The organism is Methylobacterium sp. CM6247 (genome assembly GCF_054817925.1).
Genome location: NZ_JBTXKX010000003.1, coordinates 5,201,196 through 5,216,954, shown reverse-complemented (window position 1 = coordinate 5,216,954; position 15,759 = coordinate 5,201,196). Strand labels below are relative to the sequence as shown.

15 protein-coding genes are annotated in these 15,759 nt (G+C 64.4%); 7 read left to right on the top strand and 8 right to left on the bottom strand.

Annotation, left to right across the window (positions count from 1 at the left end; genetic code table 11):
* Window positions 1-2: 2 nt before the first annotated feature.
* The 3 genes from ACYQOP_RS25730 to ACYQOP_RS25720 form a co-directional block, all read right to left on the bottom strand.
* Window positions 3-416, bottom strand: a complete 414-nt coding sequence (locus ACYQOP_RS25730; RefSeq protein ID WP_405030676.1) for a response regulator — start codon at window positions 414-416, stop codon at window positions 3-5.
* 35 nt (window positions 417-451) lie between these two features.
* The gene (locus ACYQOP_RS25725; RefSeq protein ID WP_461225490.1) at window positions 452-2,332 is read right to left on the bottom strand and encodes an MHYT domain-containing protein; all 1,881 of its coding nucleotides are present in this window, start codon (window positions 2,330-2,332) and stop codon (window positions 452-454) included.
* Window positions 2,333-2,457: 125 nt separating this feature from the next.
* Entirely contained in the window at window positions 2,458-3,537 is a 1,080-nt protein-coding gene (locus ACYQOP_RS25720) for a YeiH family protein (RefSeq protein WP_461224942.1), read from the bottom strand.
* 146 nt (window positions 3,538-3,683) lie between these two features.
* On the opposite strand from ACYQOP_RS25720, the gene ACYQOP_RS25715 reads away from it, so the two are divergent.
* Window positions 3,684-3,926 (top strand): hypothetical protein, encoded by a 243-nt coding sequence (locus ACYQOP_RS25715; RefSeq protein ID WP_461224940.1) that lies wholly within the window; start codon window positions 3,684-3,686, stop codon window positions 3,924-3,926.
* 21 nt (window positions 3,927-3,947) lie between these two features.
* Here the strand turns inward: ACYQOP_RS25715 and sorB are convergent, their stop codons facing one another.
* The 3 genes from sorB to ACYQOP_RS25700 all read right to left on the bottom strand — a co-directional run bounded on the left by sorB (window position 3,948) and on the right by ACYQOP_RS25700 (window position 9,617).
* Window positions 3,948-4,268: a SorB family sulfite dehydrogenase c-type cytochrome subunit gene (gene sorB / locus ACYQOP_RS25710; RefSeq protein WP_461224938.1), complete on the bottom strand. Its 321-nt coding sequence runs from the start codon at window positions 4,266-4,268 to the stop codon at window positions 3,948-3,950.
* Between the two features lie 11 nt (window positions 4,269-4,279).
* Window positions 4,280-5,482, bottom strand: a complete 1,203-nt coding sequence (sorA, locus tag ACYQOP_RS25705; RefSeq protein WP_461224936.1) for a SorA family sulfite dehydrogenase catalytic subunit — start codon at window positions 5,480-5,482, stop codon at window positions 4,280-4,282.
* A gap of 403 nt (window positions 5,483-5,885) precedes the next feature.
* Complete coding sequence (locus tag ACYQOP_RS25700; RefSeq protein WP_461224934.1) at window positions 5,886-9,617, bottom strand: vitamin B12-dependent ribonucleotide reductase; 3,732 nt, start codon at window positions 9,615-9,617, stop codon at window positions 5,886-5,888.
* Window positions 9,618-10,133: 516 nt separating this feature from the next.
* On the opposite strand from ACYQOP_RS25700, the gene ACYQOP_RS25695 reads away from it, so the two are divergent.
* The gene (locus ACYQOP_RS25695) at window positions 10,134-10,547 is read left to right on the top strand and encodes an NADH:ubiquinone oxidoreductase subunit NDUFA12 (RefSeq protein ID WP_461224932.1); all 414 of its coding nucleotides are present in this window, start codon (window positions 10,134-10,136) and stop codon (window positions 10,545-10,547) included.
* Between the two features lie 77 nt (window positions 10,548-10,624).
* Here the strand turns inward: ACYQOP_RS25695 and arsH are convergent, their stop codons facing one another.
* Window positions 10,625-11,383: an arsenical resistance protein ArsH gene (gene arsH / locus ACYQOP_RS25690; RefSeq protein ID WP_461224930.1), complete on the bottom strand. Its 759-nt coding sequence runs from the start codon at window positions 11,381-11,383 to the stop codon at window positions 10,625-10,627.
* Between the two features lie 47 nt (window positions 11,384-11,430).
* Here arsH and ACYQOP_RS25685 point away from each other — a divergent pair, with 47 nt between their 5' ends.
* The 5 genes from ACYQOP_RS25685 (at window position 11,431) to ACYQOP_RS25665 (ending at window position 15,044) form a co-directional block, all read left to right on the top strand.
* Window positions 11,431-11,808, top strand: a complete 378-nt coding sequence (locus tag ACYQOP_RS25685; protein WP_207412395.1) for an ArsR/SmtB family transcription factor — start codon at window positions 11,431-11,433, stop codon at window positions 11,806-11,808.
* Complete coding sequence (arsC, locus tag ACYQOP_RS25680) at window positions 11,801-12,238, top strand: arsenate reductase (glutaredoxin) (protein WP_461224928.1); 438 nt, start codon at window positions 11,801-11,803, stop codon at window positions 12,236-12,238. Before ACYQOP_RS25685 ends, arsC begins: the two co-directional genes overlap by 8 nt.
* A gap of 33 nt (window positions 12,239-12,271) precedes the next feature.
* Window positions 12,272-13,570 carry an arsenic transporter gene (locus ACYQOP_RS25675; RefSeq protein ID WP_461224926.1) on the top strand — a complete coding sequence of 433 codons (1,299 nt, stop codon included), beginning with the start codon at window positions 12,272-12,274 and terminating at the stop codon, window positions 13,568-13,570.
* A 141-nt stretch (window positions 13,571-13,711) separates the two neighbouring features.
* Window positions 13,712-14,383: a DUF2155 domain-containing protein gene (locus tag ACYQOP_RS25670; RefSeq protein WP_461224924.1), complete on the top strand. Its 672-nt coding sequence runs from the start codon at window positions 13,712-13,714 to the stop codon at window positions 14,381-14,383.
* A gap of 28 nt (window positions 14,384-14,411) precedes the next feature.
* The gene (locus ACYQOP_RS25665; protein ID WP_461224922.1) at window positions 14,412-15,044 is read left to right on the top strand and encodes a LysE family translocator; all 633 of its coding nucleotides are present in this window, start codon (window positions 14,412-14,414) and stop codon (window positions 15,042-15,044) included.
* A gap of 13 nt (window positions 15,045-15,057) precedes the next feature.
* Here the strand turns inward: ACYQOP_RS25665 and aat are convergent, their stop codons facing one another.
* Window positions 15,058-15,744 (bottom strand): leucyl/phenylalanyl-tRNA--protein transferase, encoded by a 687-nt coding sequence (aat, locus tag ACYQOP_RS25660; RefSeq protein ID WP_461224920.1) that lies wholly within the window; start codon window positions 15,742-15,744, stop codon window positions 15,058-15,060.
* Window positions 15,745-15,759 lie beyond the last annotated feature (15 nt).

The window sequence follows — 15,759 nt, the reverse complement described above, 5'->3', positions numbered from 1 at the left end:
TTTCATGGGTTCTCGGGCACCTGCATCACGGAAAAGAACAACCCGAGCTGACGAATAGCGTTCGAGAAGCCCTCATAATTCACCGGCTTGGTGATGTAGACGTTCGCGCCGAGGTCGTAGCAACGCTGGACCTCGCGGCTGTCGTCCGTCGTCGTGAGAACGACCACGGGCGAGCGCCGCGTATGCGGGTTCGCCTTGACCTTCTCCAGGATGTCGATCCCGGTCATATCGGGAAGATTGAGATCGAGCAGGATTAGGAGAGGGCGCTTGGCGCTGGCCTCTCCGGTGCCGTCCGGTCCGAGCAGATAAGCGAGCGCTGACGTCCCGTCCCGGAACGGAATGATCTCGTTGTTGACGCCCGCGCGGCGAATATTGCGCTCGATGAGCCGGGCATGACCCTCGTCATCCTCGATCATCACGATACTGACGGGGTTCACGTTCGGATCACGCCTCATTCCGCTGCGAGGGACGTCGCCGGAACACCCTCGTATACAGCTGTAGCGCTCCCGCGGGGCAGCGTCACGCTGAAGGTGGTGCCTTCACCGAGCTTGGAGGCGACGTCGATCCGTCCACCCAGCGACCGGACCAAAGCTTTGACATAGGCGAGACCGATCCCTTCGCCCGGCCGATCCTGCGCTCCGGAGCGGCGGAACAGTTCGAACACGCGGGAATGGTCACGTTCAGCAATTCCCCTGCCGTTATCAGCGACGTCGATACGAATTCGCGGCCCAACGGCCGCGGCAGTCACCGTGATTCGACCGGCGCGAGTGGGATCCAGATACTTCACCGCATTGTCGAGCAGATTGCCGAAGATCTGTTCGAGGGCGAGTCGGTCCGCCGTGATCCTCGGCAGATCGCGCGCGACGATGACTTCCGCGCCGGCCGCGTCGGTCTGATGGCGCTGGGCATCGGCGAGGCGCTGAAGCAGCGCGTGAAGGTCGAGGGGTTCTGGCCTGAAACTTCGCCGCCCTTCGCGGGACAGTTTCAGGATCGCGGCGATCAGGCTTTCCATCCGCGTCACCGCGGCGCTGATGAAGCCGAGCGCCTCACCAAGATCGGCGTCGATCCTCTCCGCGTCGGGATGTGACTTCAGGGCGGAACGGATGTCCTCACGCGTAGCGTCGAGCTCGCTCGTGAAACCCATGACGTTCACGAGGGGGGCGCGAAGGTCGTGGCTGACGATGTAGGCATAGCGCTGAATCTCCTCGTTGGATTCTCGGAGTTCCGCTTCCGCCTCGCGCTGCTCGGTGATGTCGGTATGCACGCCGACCCATTCACGAATTGACCCATCGGGGGCCAGAACCGGGACGGCACGGATCGCGAAATGCCGCCACGTCCCGTCGCTCACCCGGACGCGATGCTCGTGGACGAAGGTTCGCTTCTCCCGGACCGTTTCGTTCCAGGCGTCCACGGACGATCGAGAATCGTCCGGATGCACGGCGTTGGCCCATCCGAACCCCTGGTACTCCTCGAAGGATTGGCCGGTGATCGCTGACCATCCCGGCTGTTCGCCGACCATTCGGCCCTCGGCATCGTTGGTCCAGAGCACGCCGCGCACAGCCTGAATCGCCGCGCGGAACCGCGCCTCGCTGTTGCTCAACTCACGCTGGACGCGCTGCTGGTCGATGGAGGAGGCCAGCATGGCGAGGAACAGAGTGAGGAAGGTCGCCGCCCCGACGAAGAGGGCGAGGTTCTGCTGGCTCGGAGCGAGACCGGTAACGTGGCTCGCATGCGCGCCGGTTTCCCCTGTCGTGAAGGTCGCGGCGGCCATGCCGGTATAGTGCATCCCGGAGACGGCGAACCCCATCACGAAAGCAGCGATGATTTTTTGCCACGCTCCGTGATTTCGGAACGTGAGCCAGAGCCCGACCGTCGCTGCCGTCACGGCAATGAGCACCGATACGGCGGAGAGGAGCAAGTTGTAGGTAACGCTACCGGGCATGTGCAGGGCGGCCATGCCGATGAAGTGCATGCCGGCGATGCCGATCCCCATCAGCGTGCCGCTCACAAGGATGTCCTGCGCTTTCGCTCCCGGTCGGCCGACCCAGGCGAAGGCGCCGCCGGTTGCGCCAATGGCGATGACGAGCGAGAGCACGGTGAGACCGGCCTCGTAAGAGGTGGGCATCCCCATCTCGAAGGCGAGCATGCCGATGAAATGCATCGACCAGATGCCGCCACCCATGGCCAGCGCCGCCCCTCCGATCCACGCGATGCGGCGGCCAGGCGCTGCATTGTGTACCCGAGCTCCAAGATCCAAAGCCGTGTAGGACGCGAAGATCGCGATGGCGACGGACAGGGCGACGAGGGCGGGATTGTAGCCGGTATGAACCATCGGGCGACTGCTTAAGGAGGATTCGGAGCCGCTGAACCGGCAGAGGCCCGACCGTAGCCGGTCGGCACCGGCGCCACCACAGCGAACCAGTCCGGCATTCTTACCGCTCATCGGCTTTGCGCCGATCAGGAGATGCCGAGGGCCCTGATGAGGATGAGGCTGATGGCGAGGAGGACGGCGAGCGAGCCGGTGACGGCCAGGGTGACCCGGCCGCCCATGCGCGCCAGGACCCGGACATCGACTCCGAGCCCAAGGGCAGCCATCGACATGATCGTGAGAAAACCGGCCACTTGCCGCACCGGGCCGGAGGCAGCGTCAGGGATCAGCCCGAGGGAGCGCAGGGTGGCGAGCCCGAGGAATCCGAGGATGAACCAGGGCACGAGTCTGGTGAATCCCAGTCTCCGGGGCGACGCGCTTTGTAGGCCTTTCTCCCGGGGCAACCGGTGGGCGAGAAGCGAGAACGCCACCACGACGGGTCCGAGCATCAGGACGCGAACCAGCTTGACCAGCGTGCCGACCTGGGTGCTCAGGAGCCCAACCGGTACCGTAGCGGCCAGGACTTGGGGCACGGCATAAACCGTCAGGCCGGCGAGCACACCGAATTGGTGGTCTGACAGGCCGGCGAGGGGAATGAACAAGGGCAGCCCGAGTACCATCAGCACGCCGAGCACGGCGGTGAATGCGATGGAGCCAGCGACGTCCTTGCTGTCGGCCCCAATCACCGGTGCCACGGCAGCGATAGCCGAGTTCCCGCAGATGGCGTTGCCGCAGGCGACAAGGATCGCCATGCGGGCCGGCAGGCCGAGCCCCCGGCAGATCGCGTAACTCGCCAGGATCGCAAGAAACACCGTTCCGACGATGCCGGTGAGCAGAGCCGGGCCAGAGGCAACGATGGCACCGAGGCTGATGGAAGCTCCTAGCAACGTCACGGCGATTTCGAGCAGTTGCTTCGCGCTGAAGGCGATCCCGGCTCGGAAGCGTTCACCCGGCACCCATGCGGTGCGGATGGCGATACCGAACAGGATCGCGATGACTAATGCCTCTATATAGGGGTGACCGGTGGCCCGCTCTTCCCAAGCCTGGATAGCCATGGCGGAAGCGGTCACGGCGAGGCAGAGCATCAGGCCGGGCAGCAGCGCCGGCCGCATGCGCGTGGTGGTCTCACCCGCGGGAAGACCCGTATTCGATGATGTTTTCACGCCCATTCCACCTGCCGGGATCAGCCAGCAGGCCGTTCCAAAAACAAACTTCTGCCTTGGGCTTAGAAAGGAGAAAACCACTCTCCATATGGCTCTAACTTCAAAAGACCCATCCATTGATCGATGGCAACCAAACCTCGATCTTAACGCGTATGAGTGCTCGTTCGAATTTCGGCTCCACCAGTTTCGATCCGTATGGCGAACCGGTCAGCGACGACCGCAACGCTTCCACGATGCAGGGTGATCGGCGCGCACGCAATGCCGCTATCGCAGTGTTCTGGACTCTGGCACTTACGCTCACCGCGGGCCGGGTCTATTTCAGCGAGCAGACCTTCGATCAGACGATGACGCTTGCCCAGGCGCAGATCGCGGCTTTCGTCACGGCGATCCGCTAGACTGAGATCGATGGCCGCCAGTTAGTAGGCGGCTGCGAGATAGGCGGCGATCGCTTTGGCTTCGGCTTCCTCGATCGGTGCGTGAAAGACCTTCACCATCTTTGTGACCTCGGCATTCCAAAACGCGGCGCCTTTTCCGGGCGGCTGCGTGAGGATGTAATCCACCGAGTGACACATGGTGCAATAGGTTTGCGCCGCCTCGAAACCGCCTTCGTGACCCTGAACGGGCAGCAACTCCGCTGTTGGCTCCGGGACGTCATAACTGCGCGGTGCGGCCCAGGCCGTTCCACCGATGAGAAGGGCGAGCGATCCAAAGGCGGCCGCGAAACGATGGTGTCTCATCTCGCTTCTCCTCACAGCGCCTCAAGTCGGGTGGTCTCGATGACGTTCCGCATATATCCCGCCGGATTCCAACGCGGCTCCATCGGCTGCGTCGTCCCGTCTCCGGCTTTGGCGCGGACACGAACCAGGTGCGAGCCCAACTTGAGATCGGCCTCATAACTCCAGGACCGAAACGAGTATTGGCCAATATTTTGGCCGAGCCGTGCTGCCGACCATGTCGTCCCGTCATCCAACGAGATGTCGACGGCCGTAATGCCGGAACCTCCATCGAAGGCGATACCGCGCAGTGCTACCGTTCCCGCGCGAACCGTCGCACCATCCGTCAGGTTGGTGATGAAGGAGCGAACGGGCAGCCGATGGATCGGTACCGTCTTCCCCAAGGCGGCTCCCGGCTCGACACAGGCACACTCGTTGTCGGGGATGCGATAGGCCTTCTGCATCCAGAACCCATCGAAGGGGGTGTCCAGCACCGTGATCGAGCTCAGGTGCTTGATCCAGTAGGTGCCGTAGAAACCCGGTACCACGAGCCTCAACGGGTAGCCGTTCAGCCAGGGAAGCTCCTCTCCGTTCATTGCCCAGGCCAGCATCACCTCGCCCTCCTCGGCATGATCGATAGCGAGAGCCTTGGCGTAACGCGGCGTCTCGGACAGAACCGGCCCGTCGAGACCGGTGAACGCCACCTGCACGGCGCCCTGCTTCACCCCGGCTTTGTCGAGCACGGATTTGAGCGAGACGCCGGTCCAGCGGGCATTCCCCATGGCGCCATTGCCGAGTTGCCCCCCGGCGACACGGGGCAAGAAGAAGCCCCGAGAGTTCCCCGAGCATTGGTTCACGGCCACGAGGTCGATGACGGGAAGGCTCTTCAGTTCCTTCAAGGAGAGGAAGATCGGCCTGTCGACATGGCCGCTTACCTCCAGCCGGAACAGGTCTGGATCGATGGAGGTCGGGATATCGGCGAGGTGATAACGCACGAAGAACGCATCGTTCGGCGTGATCACCCCCTCGTCGAAAACCTGGAACGGAGTTTCAAGCTGAGGCGGACGTGCCGTCGTCTGCAGCAATGGTCGCTTACCGGGGTAAGCCACCAGCGGCCTTTCCCCGTTGGCGAAGGGGAGCGTCGCGCGCTCGCCGGCGAGCGCGCGGAACGAGGGGAGCGCGAGACCACTTGCCGTTGCGGCAGCCCTAAGAAAATTTCTTCGGCCAAGCTGACCCATTGCTTTCCCCCGCCGCGATCACGGATCGTCAGCGCCGTCCCGGGCGATCGAACCTGCTTCGCGCGCTCATTGTATGCGGGCGAAGGATGAAGAGAGCGCTCACAACCATGCGGCCCCAATGCGGAACGGCGTACGCAGCGTTAGATCGTGACGGCTCGCAAATTGCCGCTTCGTTAGCCCTCCGCCGATGCACGGAGCCGACGGTACCACACCTGCTTTAAATCCTGTCCTCTCGGAGAACCTTGAGAACGTAAATGCCAATCAAAAAGGCCAGCCTCCTGAGGGGCTGGCCTTTACTTATTTTATAGTGAGTTTTCAGGAATTTTTCCGGCAACGAAGGCCTATCTTATCTCAGACCTTGCAACAATACGAGTGCCAGAGAATATGATCTTTGCTCGACACGTTAGGAGCATCCAGTCGTGGACCCGCACGTATCGCATTTCAGGCAAGTTCCGTTGCGCACGAGGGTGAAGTTCGCGCATTCCGGGCAGGATTCGCCGACATAACCCTTCATCTTGGCCTCGGCTCGGCGGTCCGACACGGTGCGTTCAGCCTTGGCGAAGGGGAGGGCGGTGACGAGGTTTTCGGCTTGGCCCGCCACTTCCGGCTCGGCCTTCAGCGCCGTCGCTCCCCGCAGGGCGTGGACGACGCCTCCAGCCGGAGCGCTGGTTCCGGCCGTGCCGGATCCGACGCCCACCGTGCCGCCGCCCGGGCCACCCTGGATCAGGGTGAGCCGGTCGGCCGAGCCGCGCAGCAGCCCGCGCGAGACGACGCTCGAGGCCATCGTGTCCGGCCGGTCGCCGTTGCGGGTGCCTTCGCCTTCGCCTTTGCCCATCACCGTGTTGCCGATCTCGGACGGGTCGACATGGGCGAGGTCCATGCGGCCGAGATAGGAGACGGCGAGTTCGCGGAACACGTAGTCGAGGATCGACGTGGCGTTCTTGATCGCGTCGTTGCCCTGCACGAAGCCCGAGGGCTCGAACCGAGTGAAGGTGAAGGCGTCGACATATTCCTCCATCGGCACGCCGTATTGCAAGCCGATCGAGATCGCGATGGCGAAGTTGTTCATCAGCGAGCGGAAGGCGGCGCCTTCCTTGTGCATGTCGATGAAGATCTCGCCGATGCGGCCGTCCTCGTATTCGCCGGTGCGCAGGTAGACCTTATGGCCCCCAACCACGGCCTTCTGGGTGTAGCCCTTACGCCGGTCGGGCAGTTTCTCGCGGGACCGGATGCGCTCCACCCGCTCGATCACGCGCTCGACGATCTTCTCGGCGAGCTGCGCCGCCTTGGCGTTGGCCGGCTGGGCCACCAGCGCCTCGATCGCCTCTTCCGCATCCTCTTCCTCATCGGCGATGAGCGCCGAGTTCAGGGGCTGGGACAGCTTCGAGCCGTCGCGATAGAGGGCGTTGGCCTTGAGGGCCAGCGTCCAGGACAGCTTGTAGGCGCTCTTGCAATCCTCGACCGTGGCATCGTTCGGCATGTTGATGGTTTTGGAGATCGCCCCCGAGATGAAGGGCTGTGCCGCCGCCATCATGCGGATGTGGCTTTCCACCGAGAGGTAGCGCTTGCCGATGCGGCCGCACGGGTTGGCACAATCGAAGACCGCGTAATGCTCCTGCTTCAGGAACGGCGCACCTTCGAGGGTCATCGCACCGCAAATATGCGTGTTGGCGGCTTCGATGTCCTTCTTCGAATAACCGAGGAAGGGCAGGATCTCGAAGGTAGGGTCGGCCAGCTTCTCGGTCGGAACCTTCAGCACACTTGTCAGGAAGTCGTCCCCGAGCGTCCAACGGTTGAATACGAACTTGATGTCGAAGGCCGATTTCAGGCCCGCCTCGATGGCGGCGAGCTTGTCGTCGGTGAACCCCTTCGCACGCAGGGAGCCCGGGTTGATGGCCGGTGCCTGGCCCATCGAGCCATGGCCGACCGCATAGGCCTCGATCTCGGCGATCTCGGATTCGCGGTAGCCGAGGGAGCGAAGCGCATCCGGCACGGCGCGGTTGATGATCTTGAAGTAGCCACCGCCGGCGAGCTTCTTGAACTTCACCAGGGCGAAGTCCGGCTCGATGCCGGTCGTGTCGCAATCCATCACGAGGCCGATCGTGCCGGTCGGCGCGATGACGGTGGCCTGGGCGTTGCGGTAGCCGTGCTCTTCGCCGAGCGCCAGGGCCCGGTCCCACGCCACCTTGGCACGCTCGGCCAGATCGGCCTGGGGCACGTTGGTGATGTCGAGGGGAACGGGGGCGATGGAGAGGAACTCGTAGCCCGCGGCCTCGCCGTGAGCGGCACGACGATGGTTGCGGATCACCTTGAGCATGGCGTCCGCGTTCTCATCGTAGCCGGGGAACGGCCCGAGCTCGGCCGCCATCTCGGCGGAGGTAGCGTAGGCAACGCCGGTCATGATCGCGGTCAGCGCCCCGGCGAGGGCCCGGCCCTGATGCGAATCGTAGGGCAGGCCCATGCTCATCAGCAGGCCGCCGATATTGGCGAAGCCGAGGCCTAGGGTGCGGTAGCGGTAGGACAGCTCCGCGATCTCCTTCGACGGGAACTGCGCCATCATCACCGAGATCTCGAGGACCACGGTCCAGAGACGGTTGAGATGCTCAAAGGCGGCGACATCGAACTGGCCGCTGGCGCGGTCATACATCGTCAGCAGGTTGGCGGAGGCGAGGTTACAGGCCGTGTCGTCGAGGAACATGTACTCGGAGCACGGGTTCGAGGCGCGGATCCGGCCCGCCGAGGGGCAGGTGTGCCAGTCGTTCATCGTGGTGTTGAAGTGCAGGCCCGGATCGGCCGAGGCCCAGGCGGCCTCGCCGATCTTGTCCCACAGTTCACGCGCCTTAAGGGTCTTCACCGGCTTGCCGGTGGTGCGGGCGGTAAGGTTCCAGTCGCCATCGGCCTCGACCGCCCGAAGGAAGTCGTCGGTGAGCGAGACGGAATTGTTCGAATTCTGACCGGCGACGGTGAGATAGGCTTCCGAATCCCAGTCGGTGTCGTAGACGGGGAAATCGATCTTGGTGAAGCCCTGGCGGGCGAACTGAATCACCCGCTTGGTGTAGGCATCCGGCACCATCTCCTTGCGGGCGGCCTTCACGGCCTTCTTCAGCGCCGGGTTACGCTCGGGATCGAAACAGGCGTCACCCTCGGCCTCGCACTGGGTGCAGGCCTTCATCACCGCTTGGAGATGCTTCGAGACGATCTTGGAGCCGGTCACCAGGGCGGCGACCTTCTGCTCTTCCTTCACCTTCCAGTCGATGTACTGCTCGATATCCGGGTGGTCGATGTCGACGATGACCATCTTGGCAGCGCGGCGCGTGGTGCCGCCGGACTTGATCGCGCCGGCCGCCCGGTCGCCGATCTTCAGGAAGGACATCAGGCCCGAGGACTTGCCTCCGCCACCGAGCTTCTCGTTCTCGCCGCGCAGCATCGAGAAGTTCGAGCCGGTACCGGAGCCGTACTTGAACAGGCGCGCCTCGCGGACCCACAGGTCCATGATGCCGCCCTCGTTCACGAGGTCGTCCTGCACGCCCTGGATGAAACAGGCATGCGGCTGCGGGTGCTCGTAGCTCGAGGCCGACTTCACCAGTTCGCCGGTGCGGTAATCGACGTAATGGTGGCCCTGCGCCGGGCCGTCGATGCCGTAGGCCCAGTGAAGACCGGTATTGAACCATTGCGGCGAGTTCGGCGCCACCATCTGGCGGGCGAGCATGAAGCGCAGCTCGTCGAGGAAGGCGGCGGCATCCTCCTCGGAAGTGAAATAGCCGCCCTTCCAGCCCCAGTAGGTCCAGCAGCCGGCGAGGCGGTCGAACACCTGTGTGGAGGAGATCTCGGAGCCCGAACGCTCGGCCTCGGGCAGTTCCGCCAGGGCGGCCTCATCGGCCACGGAGCGCCACAGGAACGAAGGAACGTCGTTCTCCTCGACCTTCTTCAGACGCGCCGGCACGCCGGCCTTGCGGAAATACTTCTGCGCCAGCACATCGCTGGCGACCTGGCTCCAGCTCTCCGGCACCGAGATACCGTCGAGGCGAAAGACGATGGATCCGTCCGGGTTGCGGATCTCGCTCAGCGCCTTGCGGAAGGCGATGGTCGCGTAGGGGGATTGCCCGGCCGTGGTGTAACGCCGCTCGAACCGCATGAACCCTGTATCCCTTGCCGAAGTATCGATGGCGACGCCGCGTCGCGCGCCGCCGAATTCTTGCTGAGTCTGACGAAGGCGAGCGCCCGCGAACGCTCGCGATGCGCTGTCCCCTGGCCGGAAATGTCTTGAACCACCCAGCGGACTCGACCGCTCCGGTGACCATCGAACGCTATCGCGACCGGGGCCTTCCCGTCAACAACTTGTATGTGCCGGCTACGTTCCGCGCTAGATGTTGTGGTTCTGCTTAGAAACCTGTGGATATCGCGGCCACACCGATAAGTGTCCTTTCGGCTTGGAGGATTCGGCGCGGAAAATTTTCGGTTCACAGGCCGGGCGGGGGTCGGTCAAAGTAAGCGTTTGGTTAAGAAGCCCGCGATGTGGGATTCCGGCCGCACCGGTCCCGCCCGGACCGGTGGGCAGGACCCGACAAAAGCTGGACTTCGCATCGGCCCCTCACCATAGTCCGGCCCACGAAGGGCGGGCGGTCGAGCCGGTCCGGTTCAGGCAAGTGCGATGGCTCTCAAGGACACGCTTCTGCGGATCTTCACGTGGTGGAACGGGCAGACCATGTCGCTCGCTCTCATGACGGCCCGGCATGGCCAGCTCGTCGGCACTGACGATTTCGGCAACACCTATTACAAGGCGCTCGGCCCGCTGATCGATCGCTCGGTCGGCCCGGAGCGCCGTTGGGTGATCTATAACGGCTATGCTGACGCCTCGAAGGTACCCCCCGGCTGGCGCGGCTGGCTGTGCCACAACAGCGACGTGCCTCCGAGCGAGGAGACCTACATCCCGCGTGAATGGCAGAAGCCGCATGTGGAGAATCTGACCGGCACCAGCTCGGCCTACCGGCCGAAGGGCTCTCAGCTCAATCCCGGCTCCAAGCCGCTGACGGCGGGCGATTACGCGGCCTGGAGCCCGGAATAACCCGGAGCCCGCGCGAACCGGCATCTCAATCCGGCGGCGCCCGGCGGGGCGGCGCCTATCAGCTATCCCTTTGTGACTCAGGGCGCCTCCGGAGGCTTGGCAAAGCCTGTATCCACGGCGACTTCCTTCAGCCGCTCCGGCTGGCGGTCCTTGCGCTCGCTGTAGCGGTCGACGAGGTAGTCGGCCCTCTCGCGCGTCAGGAGCGTGAACTTTATCAGTTCCTCGCAGACATCCACCACGCGCTCGTAGAGCGGCCCCGGCCGCATCCGGCCGGCCTCGTCGAATTCCTTGTAGGCCATCGGCACCGAGGACTGGTTCGGGATCGTGATCATCCGCATCCAGCGTCCGAGCAGGCGCAGGGCATTCACCGCATTGAAACTCTGAGAGCCGCCGGAGACCTGCATCACCGCCAGGGTGCGCCCCTGGGTCGGGCGTACGCTGCCCTCGCTGAGGGGCAACCAGTCGATCTGGCTCTTCATCACACCCGTCAGGGTGCCATGGCACTCGGGCGACACCCATACCTGCCCCTCCGACCAGAGCGAGAGCCGGCGCAGCTCCTGCACCTTCGGATGAGCGGCGGTGGCGTCATCCGGCAGGGGTAGGCCATCTGCGTCGTAGATGCGTACCTCGCCGCCCATGGCTTCAAGCAGGCGCGCAGCCTCGTGGGCGAGGAATCGACTGAACGACCACTCACGCAACGACCCGTACAGGATCAGGAGGCGCGGCGCGTGGCTGAAGGGCTCGTTGATCCGCAGATGCTCCGGTAGCGGCACCGCGAAATGGGATTCGCTGAGGCTTGGCAATCCGTCGGTGAAGGGCTGTCCGGCCTTGTCCAAGGATCGATCTTCCCTTATATTTCAATAATGATTGAGATATTGCATCGATGATCGAAGAACGGCAAGCCGTCGCGGCTTTCGCGGCCCTCGGCCAGGAGAACCGGTTGCGGATCATCCGCGCCCTGGTCACCGCCGGTCCGGACGGGTTGAGCGCGGGCGCGCTGGCGGGCGAGGTCGGCGTCTCCGGCACCAACCTGTCGTTCCACGCCAAGGAACTGAGCCATGCCGGGCTGATCCAATCCCGGCGCGACGGCCGATCGATCATCTACAGCGCCACCTATCCGGCCCTGTCGGGGCTGATCGAGTTCCTGATGCGCGATTGCTGCCGGGGCAGAGCGGAGGTCTGCGCACCGGCCGTGAACGCGCTCGCCGCCTGTCCCAGTCCCACCAGCGACGAGGCCTATGGAGACCGCACCCATGTCTGAACCGTTCGACGTCGTGATCTACCACAACTCGGATTGCGGCACGTCCCGCAACGCCTTGGCGATGATCCGCAATGCCGGGATCGAGCCGCATGTGGTCGAGTATCTGAAGTCCCCGCCGAACCCGGACCTGATCCGCCGGATGCTCGGCCGGGCCGGGCTCTGTGTCCGGGACATCCTGCGCGAGACGGGCACACCCTACCTGTCGCTCGCCCTCAGCGACCCGACCCTGACGGACGAGGAGTTGCTCGACGCCATCGCGTCGCATCCGATCCTGCTCAACCGCCCGCTCGTGGTGACGCCGAGGGGCGTCGCCCTGTGCCGGCCCTCCGAGGTTGTGCTCGACCTTCTGCCGGTCCAGCACGGCGAGTTGGTCAAAGAGGATGGTGAGCGGGTGGTGGACGAGCATGGACGCCGCGTCGCCACCGCCTGAGCGCGGTTCGACTCATCACGAGAAACGACCCGGATGCTTGCGCTCGCCATCTTCCTCGTCACCCTGGTATTCGTGATCTGGCAGCCGAAAGGGATCGGGATCGGGTGGAGCGCCCTGGCCGGGGCCACCTTGGCGCTCGCCGCCGGGGTCATCCAGCCGGGCGACGTCCCGATCGTCTGGCACATCGTCTGGGATGCGACTTTCACCTTCGTCGCCCTCATCCTCATCTCGCTGCTGCTCGACGAGGCCGGGTTCTTTCATTGGGCGGCCCTGCACATCGCCCGCTGGGGCGGCGGCAGGGGCCGGCGGCTGTTCCCCCTTGTGATTCTGCTCGGCGCCGCCATTGCGGCGGTCTTCGCCAATGACGGTGCGGCTCTGCTCCTGACCCCCATCGTGCTCGCGATCCTGTTGCGGCTCGATTTCAAACCGCCAGCAGCCTTAGCCTTCATCGTCGCCTGCGGTTTCGTCGCCGATTCGACGAGCCTGCCGCTGGTGATTTCCAACCTCGTTAACATCGTATCGGCAAATTATTTCGTCGTGCCCTTCGGGCGCTATGCGGCCGTGATGGTGCCGGTGAACCTCGTATCGCTTACCGCGACCCTGGTGGTTCTGTGGCTCGCCTACCGGCGCGACATCCCCGAAGCCTATCCGATGCACGCGTTGGAACCGCCCAGCGACGCCATCCGCGATCCCGTCGTGTTCCGGGCTGCATTCCCGCTGCTCGGCTTGCTGCTGCTCGCCTATACGCTCACCGCACCGCTCGGCGTGCCGGTCTCGGCGGTGACCGGCCTCGGTGCCGCGCTGCTGCTCGTCCTCGCTCTGCGGGGCCGGATCATCCCGGTCCGCAAGGTGCTGACCGGCGCGCCCTGGCAGATCGTCCTGTTCAGCCTGGGCATGTATCTGGTGGTCTACGGCCTCAGGAATGCCGGCCTCACCGGCGAACTGGCCAAGGGCCTCACCTGGCTGGCCGGGCAGGGGCCGTGGGTGGCCACCATCGGCACCGGTTTCGCCGCCGCCATCCTGTCCTCGGTGATGAACAACATGCCGAGCGTGCTGATCGGCGCGCTGTCGATCCAGCAAGCCCAGGACCTGTCGCCACTGACCCGCGAACTGATGATCTACGCCAACGTGATCGGCTGCGATCTCGGCCCGAAATTCACCCCGATCGGCAGCCTTGCCACTCTGCTCTGGCTGCATGTGCTGGTCGCGAAGGGACAGACCATCACCTGGGCCCAGTACATGAAGATCGGGCTGGCGATCACCCCGCCGGTCCTACTGGTCACCCTCGCGGCGCTGGCGATCTGGCTCCCCCTCCTCGGCCCGCAGTGGTAAAGCGCCGGCGGCGAACGCCCGACACCGATGGACAGGCACGCCGCCCTTTTTACACCATGCTTGGTCTGTCTATCGTTGCATGACATCGCGACCGCCCTGGCTTAGGGCAGACGCCTCATCGTCCCGCTCCGGGTAAGCCGCATGCTCGTTCAACGCCGATTGCACACTGCCCTGAGGGCCGGCCTCATGCTCGCGGGCGCGATGGCGCTCGGACTGCCGGTGACGGGGCAGGCCCTCGCCGACAAGATCAAGAACCCGACCGCCGTGTTCTCCGGCCTCGACAAAATCACCGGGCGGATCGTGTCCTTCGAGGTCGCTGTAGACGAGACCGTGCAGTTCGGCGCGCTGCAGATGACGCCGCGCGTCTGCTACAGCCGGCCGCCGACTGAGAGCCCGAAGACAACGGCCTTCCTGGAAGTCGACGAGGTGACCCTCGACAATAAGTACCGCCGCATCTTCACTGGCTGGATGTTCGCGGCCAGCCCGGGCCTCCACGCCATCGAGCATCCGATCTACGATGTATGGCTCGTTGATTGCAAAGGCGGCAACGACATCATCGCCGAGGCCCGAGAGCAGGAGGACGTGCCTGCTATGGCGTCGAAGCCGGAAAGGACGAAACGCCAGAAAAATGCCGACCCGACGCGGACGGCTCAGCAGGTCAATCCAAACGGGCAGGTCGACGTGGAAGCGCCGCGTGGCGTTCCGGTACAGCCCAAGCAGAAGCCCTCGCGCAAGTTCTTCCCGACGAATGAAGGCCCGGCCCCAGCGCCGCCGCCGCAGCCACAATCGATCTTCGACGCGATCTTCCGGTAGGATCGGCCGGGCAACGGAGTTCCCCAGCATGCCCGATGCCGTCACCTTCCTGGCCTTCGCGGGCGTCTCCCTTGGGATGGTACTGACGCCGGGGCCGAACATGGCCTATCTGGTCTCCCGCGCTATCTGCCAGGGCCGCGCGGCGGCACTGGTCTCCCTCGGCGGAGTCGCGCTGGGTTTCGTCGTCTATATGCTGTGCGCGGCGTTCGGCATCACGGCGCTGATCCTTGCGATCCCCTACGCGTATGACGCGCTGCGGCTGACCGGCGCCCTCTATCTCGGTTATCTCGCCTGGCAGGCCCTGAAGCCCGGCGGTCGCTCGCCGTTCGAGGTGAGCCGGCTCGCCCCCGACAGCCGGACGCGGCTCTTCGCCATGGGTTTCCTCACCAACCTCCTCAACCCAAAGATCGCGATGCTCTACCTCGCGCTGCTGCCGCAATTCGTGACGCCAACGGGCGGCTCGGTGCTGGGACAGACGCTGATGCTCGGCTCCGTTCAGATCGTGATCAGCATCGCGGTGAACGCGCTCATCGCCTTGGCGGCGGGATCGATCGCCGTCTTCCTGTCCCGCAATCCCGGATGGCTGAAGGCCCAGCGCTGGATCATGGGGGGCGTCCTGGGGAGCCTCGCACTTCGTATGGCGCTCGATCGAGGTCGCTAATGCGGCTCGCGACTCAGGTTTCCTGGGCCTGAGCGAGCGAGGCAAGCACTTCCTCGCCACTGACCGCCCGTTCCCTGGGCCAAACGTCCCAAACTGCTTCGGCAGCGATCGCCTCGGCGAGGCGACGCTTGTAGACATGGCGCGGAACCTCCTCGGCTCCGAACTGGATCAGATGGTCCGTGACGAACTGTGTGTCGGCGAGGCGATATCCGCCCTTCCGCAGTCTGGCCATCAGGTGCGCGAGGGCAACCTTCGAAGCGTCGCGGGAGATGTGAAACATGCTCTCGCCGAAGAAGGCCGCTCCGAGCGAAACGCCATAAAGCCCGCCGACCAGCCGACTTTCGGCATAGACCTCGATCGTATGTGCGTGGCCTGCATCATAAAGTGCGCCGTAGAGTTCGCGGATGCGCGCATTGATCCAGGTCTTATCGCCATCGCCTCGCGGAGCGGCACAGCCCGAGATGACGCCATCGAAATCGAAATCTGTCCGCACCTCGAAACGGTCGGATCGAATGGTTCGGGCAAGCCGACGCGAAACGTGGAAATAGTCGATTGGCAGGACGCCGCGAGCCTTCGGCTCGACCCAGTAGATCGTCGGGTCCTCGGCATCCTCCGCCATGGGGAAGATGCCGGCGGCATAGGCTTTCAACAGGATCTGCGGAGTGATGTCCACGCAATCGCCGTCGTGGTCGTGGTGCATGGCTACTAATGTGAC

Coding starts and splice junctions, on each gene's coding strand:
- ACYQOP_RS25730 (WP_405030676.1), bottom strand. CDS start 416: ATGATCGAGGATGACGAGGGTCATGCCCGGCTCATCGAGCGCAATATT.
- ACYQOP_RS25725 (WP_461225490.1), bottom strand. CDS start 2,332: ATGGTTCATACCGGCTACAATCCCGCCCTCGTCGCCCTGTCCGTCGCC.
- ACYQOP_RS25720 (WP_461224942.1), bottom strand. CDS start 3,537: ATGGGCGTGAAAACATCATCGAATACGGGTCTTCCCGCGGGTGAGACC.
- ACYQOP_RS25715 (WP_461224940.1), top strand. CDS start 3,684: ATGAGTGCTCGTTCGAATTTCGGCTCCACCAGTTTCGATCCGTATGGC.
- sorB (WP_461224938.1), bottom strand. CDS start 4,268: ATGAGACACCATCGTTTCGCGGCCGCCTTTGGATCGCTCGCCCTTCTC.
- sorA (WP_461224936.1), bottom strand. CDS start 5,482: ATGGGTCAGCTTGGCCGAAGAAATTTTCTTAGGGCTGCCGCAACGGCA.
- ACYQOP_RS25700 (WP_461224934.1), bottom strand. CDS start 9,617: ATGCGGTTCGAGCGGCGTTACACCACGGCCGGGCAATCCCCCTACGCG.
- ACYQOP_RS25695 (WP_461224932.1), top strand. CDS start 10,134: ATGGCTCTCAAGGACACGCTTCTGCGGATCTTCACGTGGTGGAACGGG.
- ACYQOP_RS25685 (WP_207412395.1), top strand. CDS start 11,431: ATGATCGAAGAACGGCAAGCCGTCGCGGCTTTCGCGGCCCTCGGCCAG.
- arsC (WP_461224928.1), top strand. CDS start 11,801: ATGTCTGAACCGTTCGACGTCGTGATCTACCACAACTCGGATTGCGGC.
- ACYQOP_RS25675 (WP_461224926.1), top strand. CDS start 12,272: ATGCTTGCGCTCGCCATCTTCCTCGTCACCCTGGTATTCGTGATCTGG.
- ACYQOP_RS25670 (WP_461224924.1), top strand. CDS start 13,712: ATGCTCGTTCAACGCCGATTGCACACTGCCCTGAGGGCCGGCCTCATG.
- ACYQOP_RS25665 (WP_461224922.1), top strand. CDS start 14,412: ATGCCCGATGCCGTCACCTTCCTGGCCTTCGCGGGCGTCTCCCTTGGG.
- aat (WP_461224920.1), bottom strand. CDS start 15,744: ATGCACCACGACCACGACGGCGATTGCGTGGACATCACTCCGCAGATC.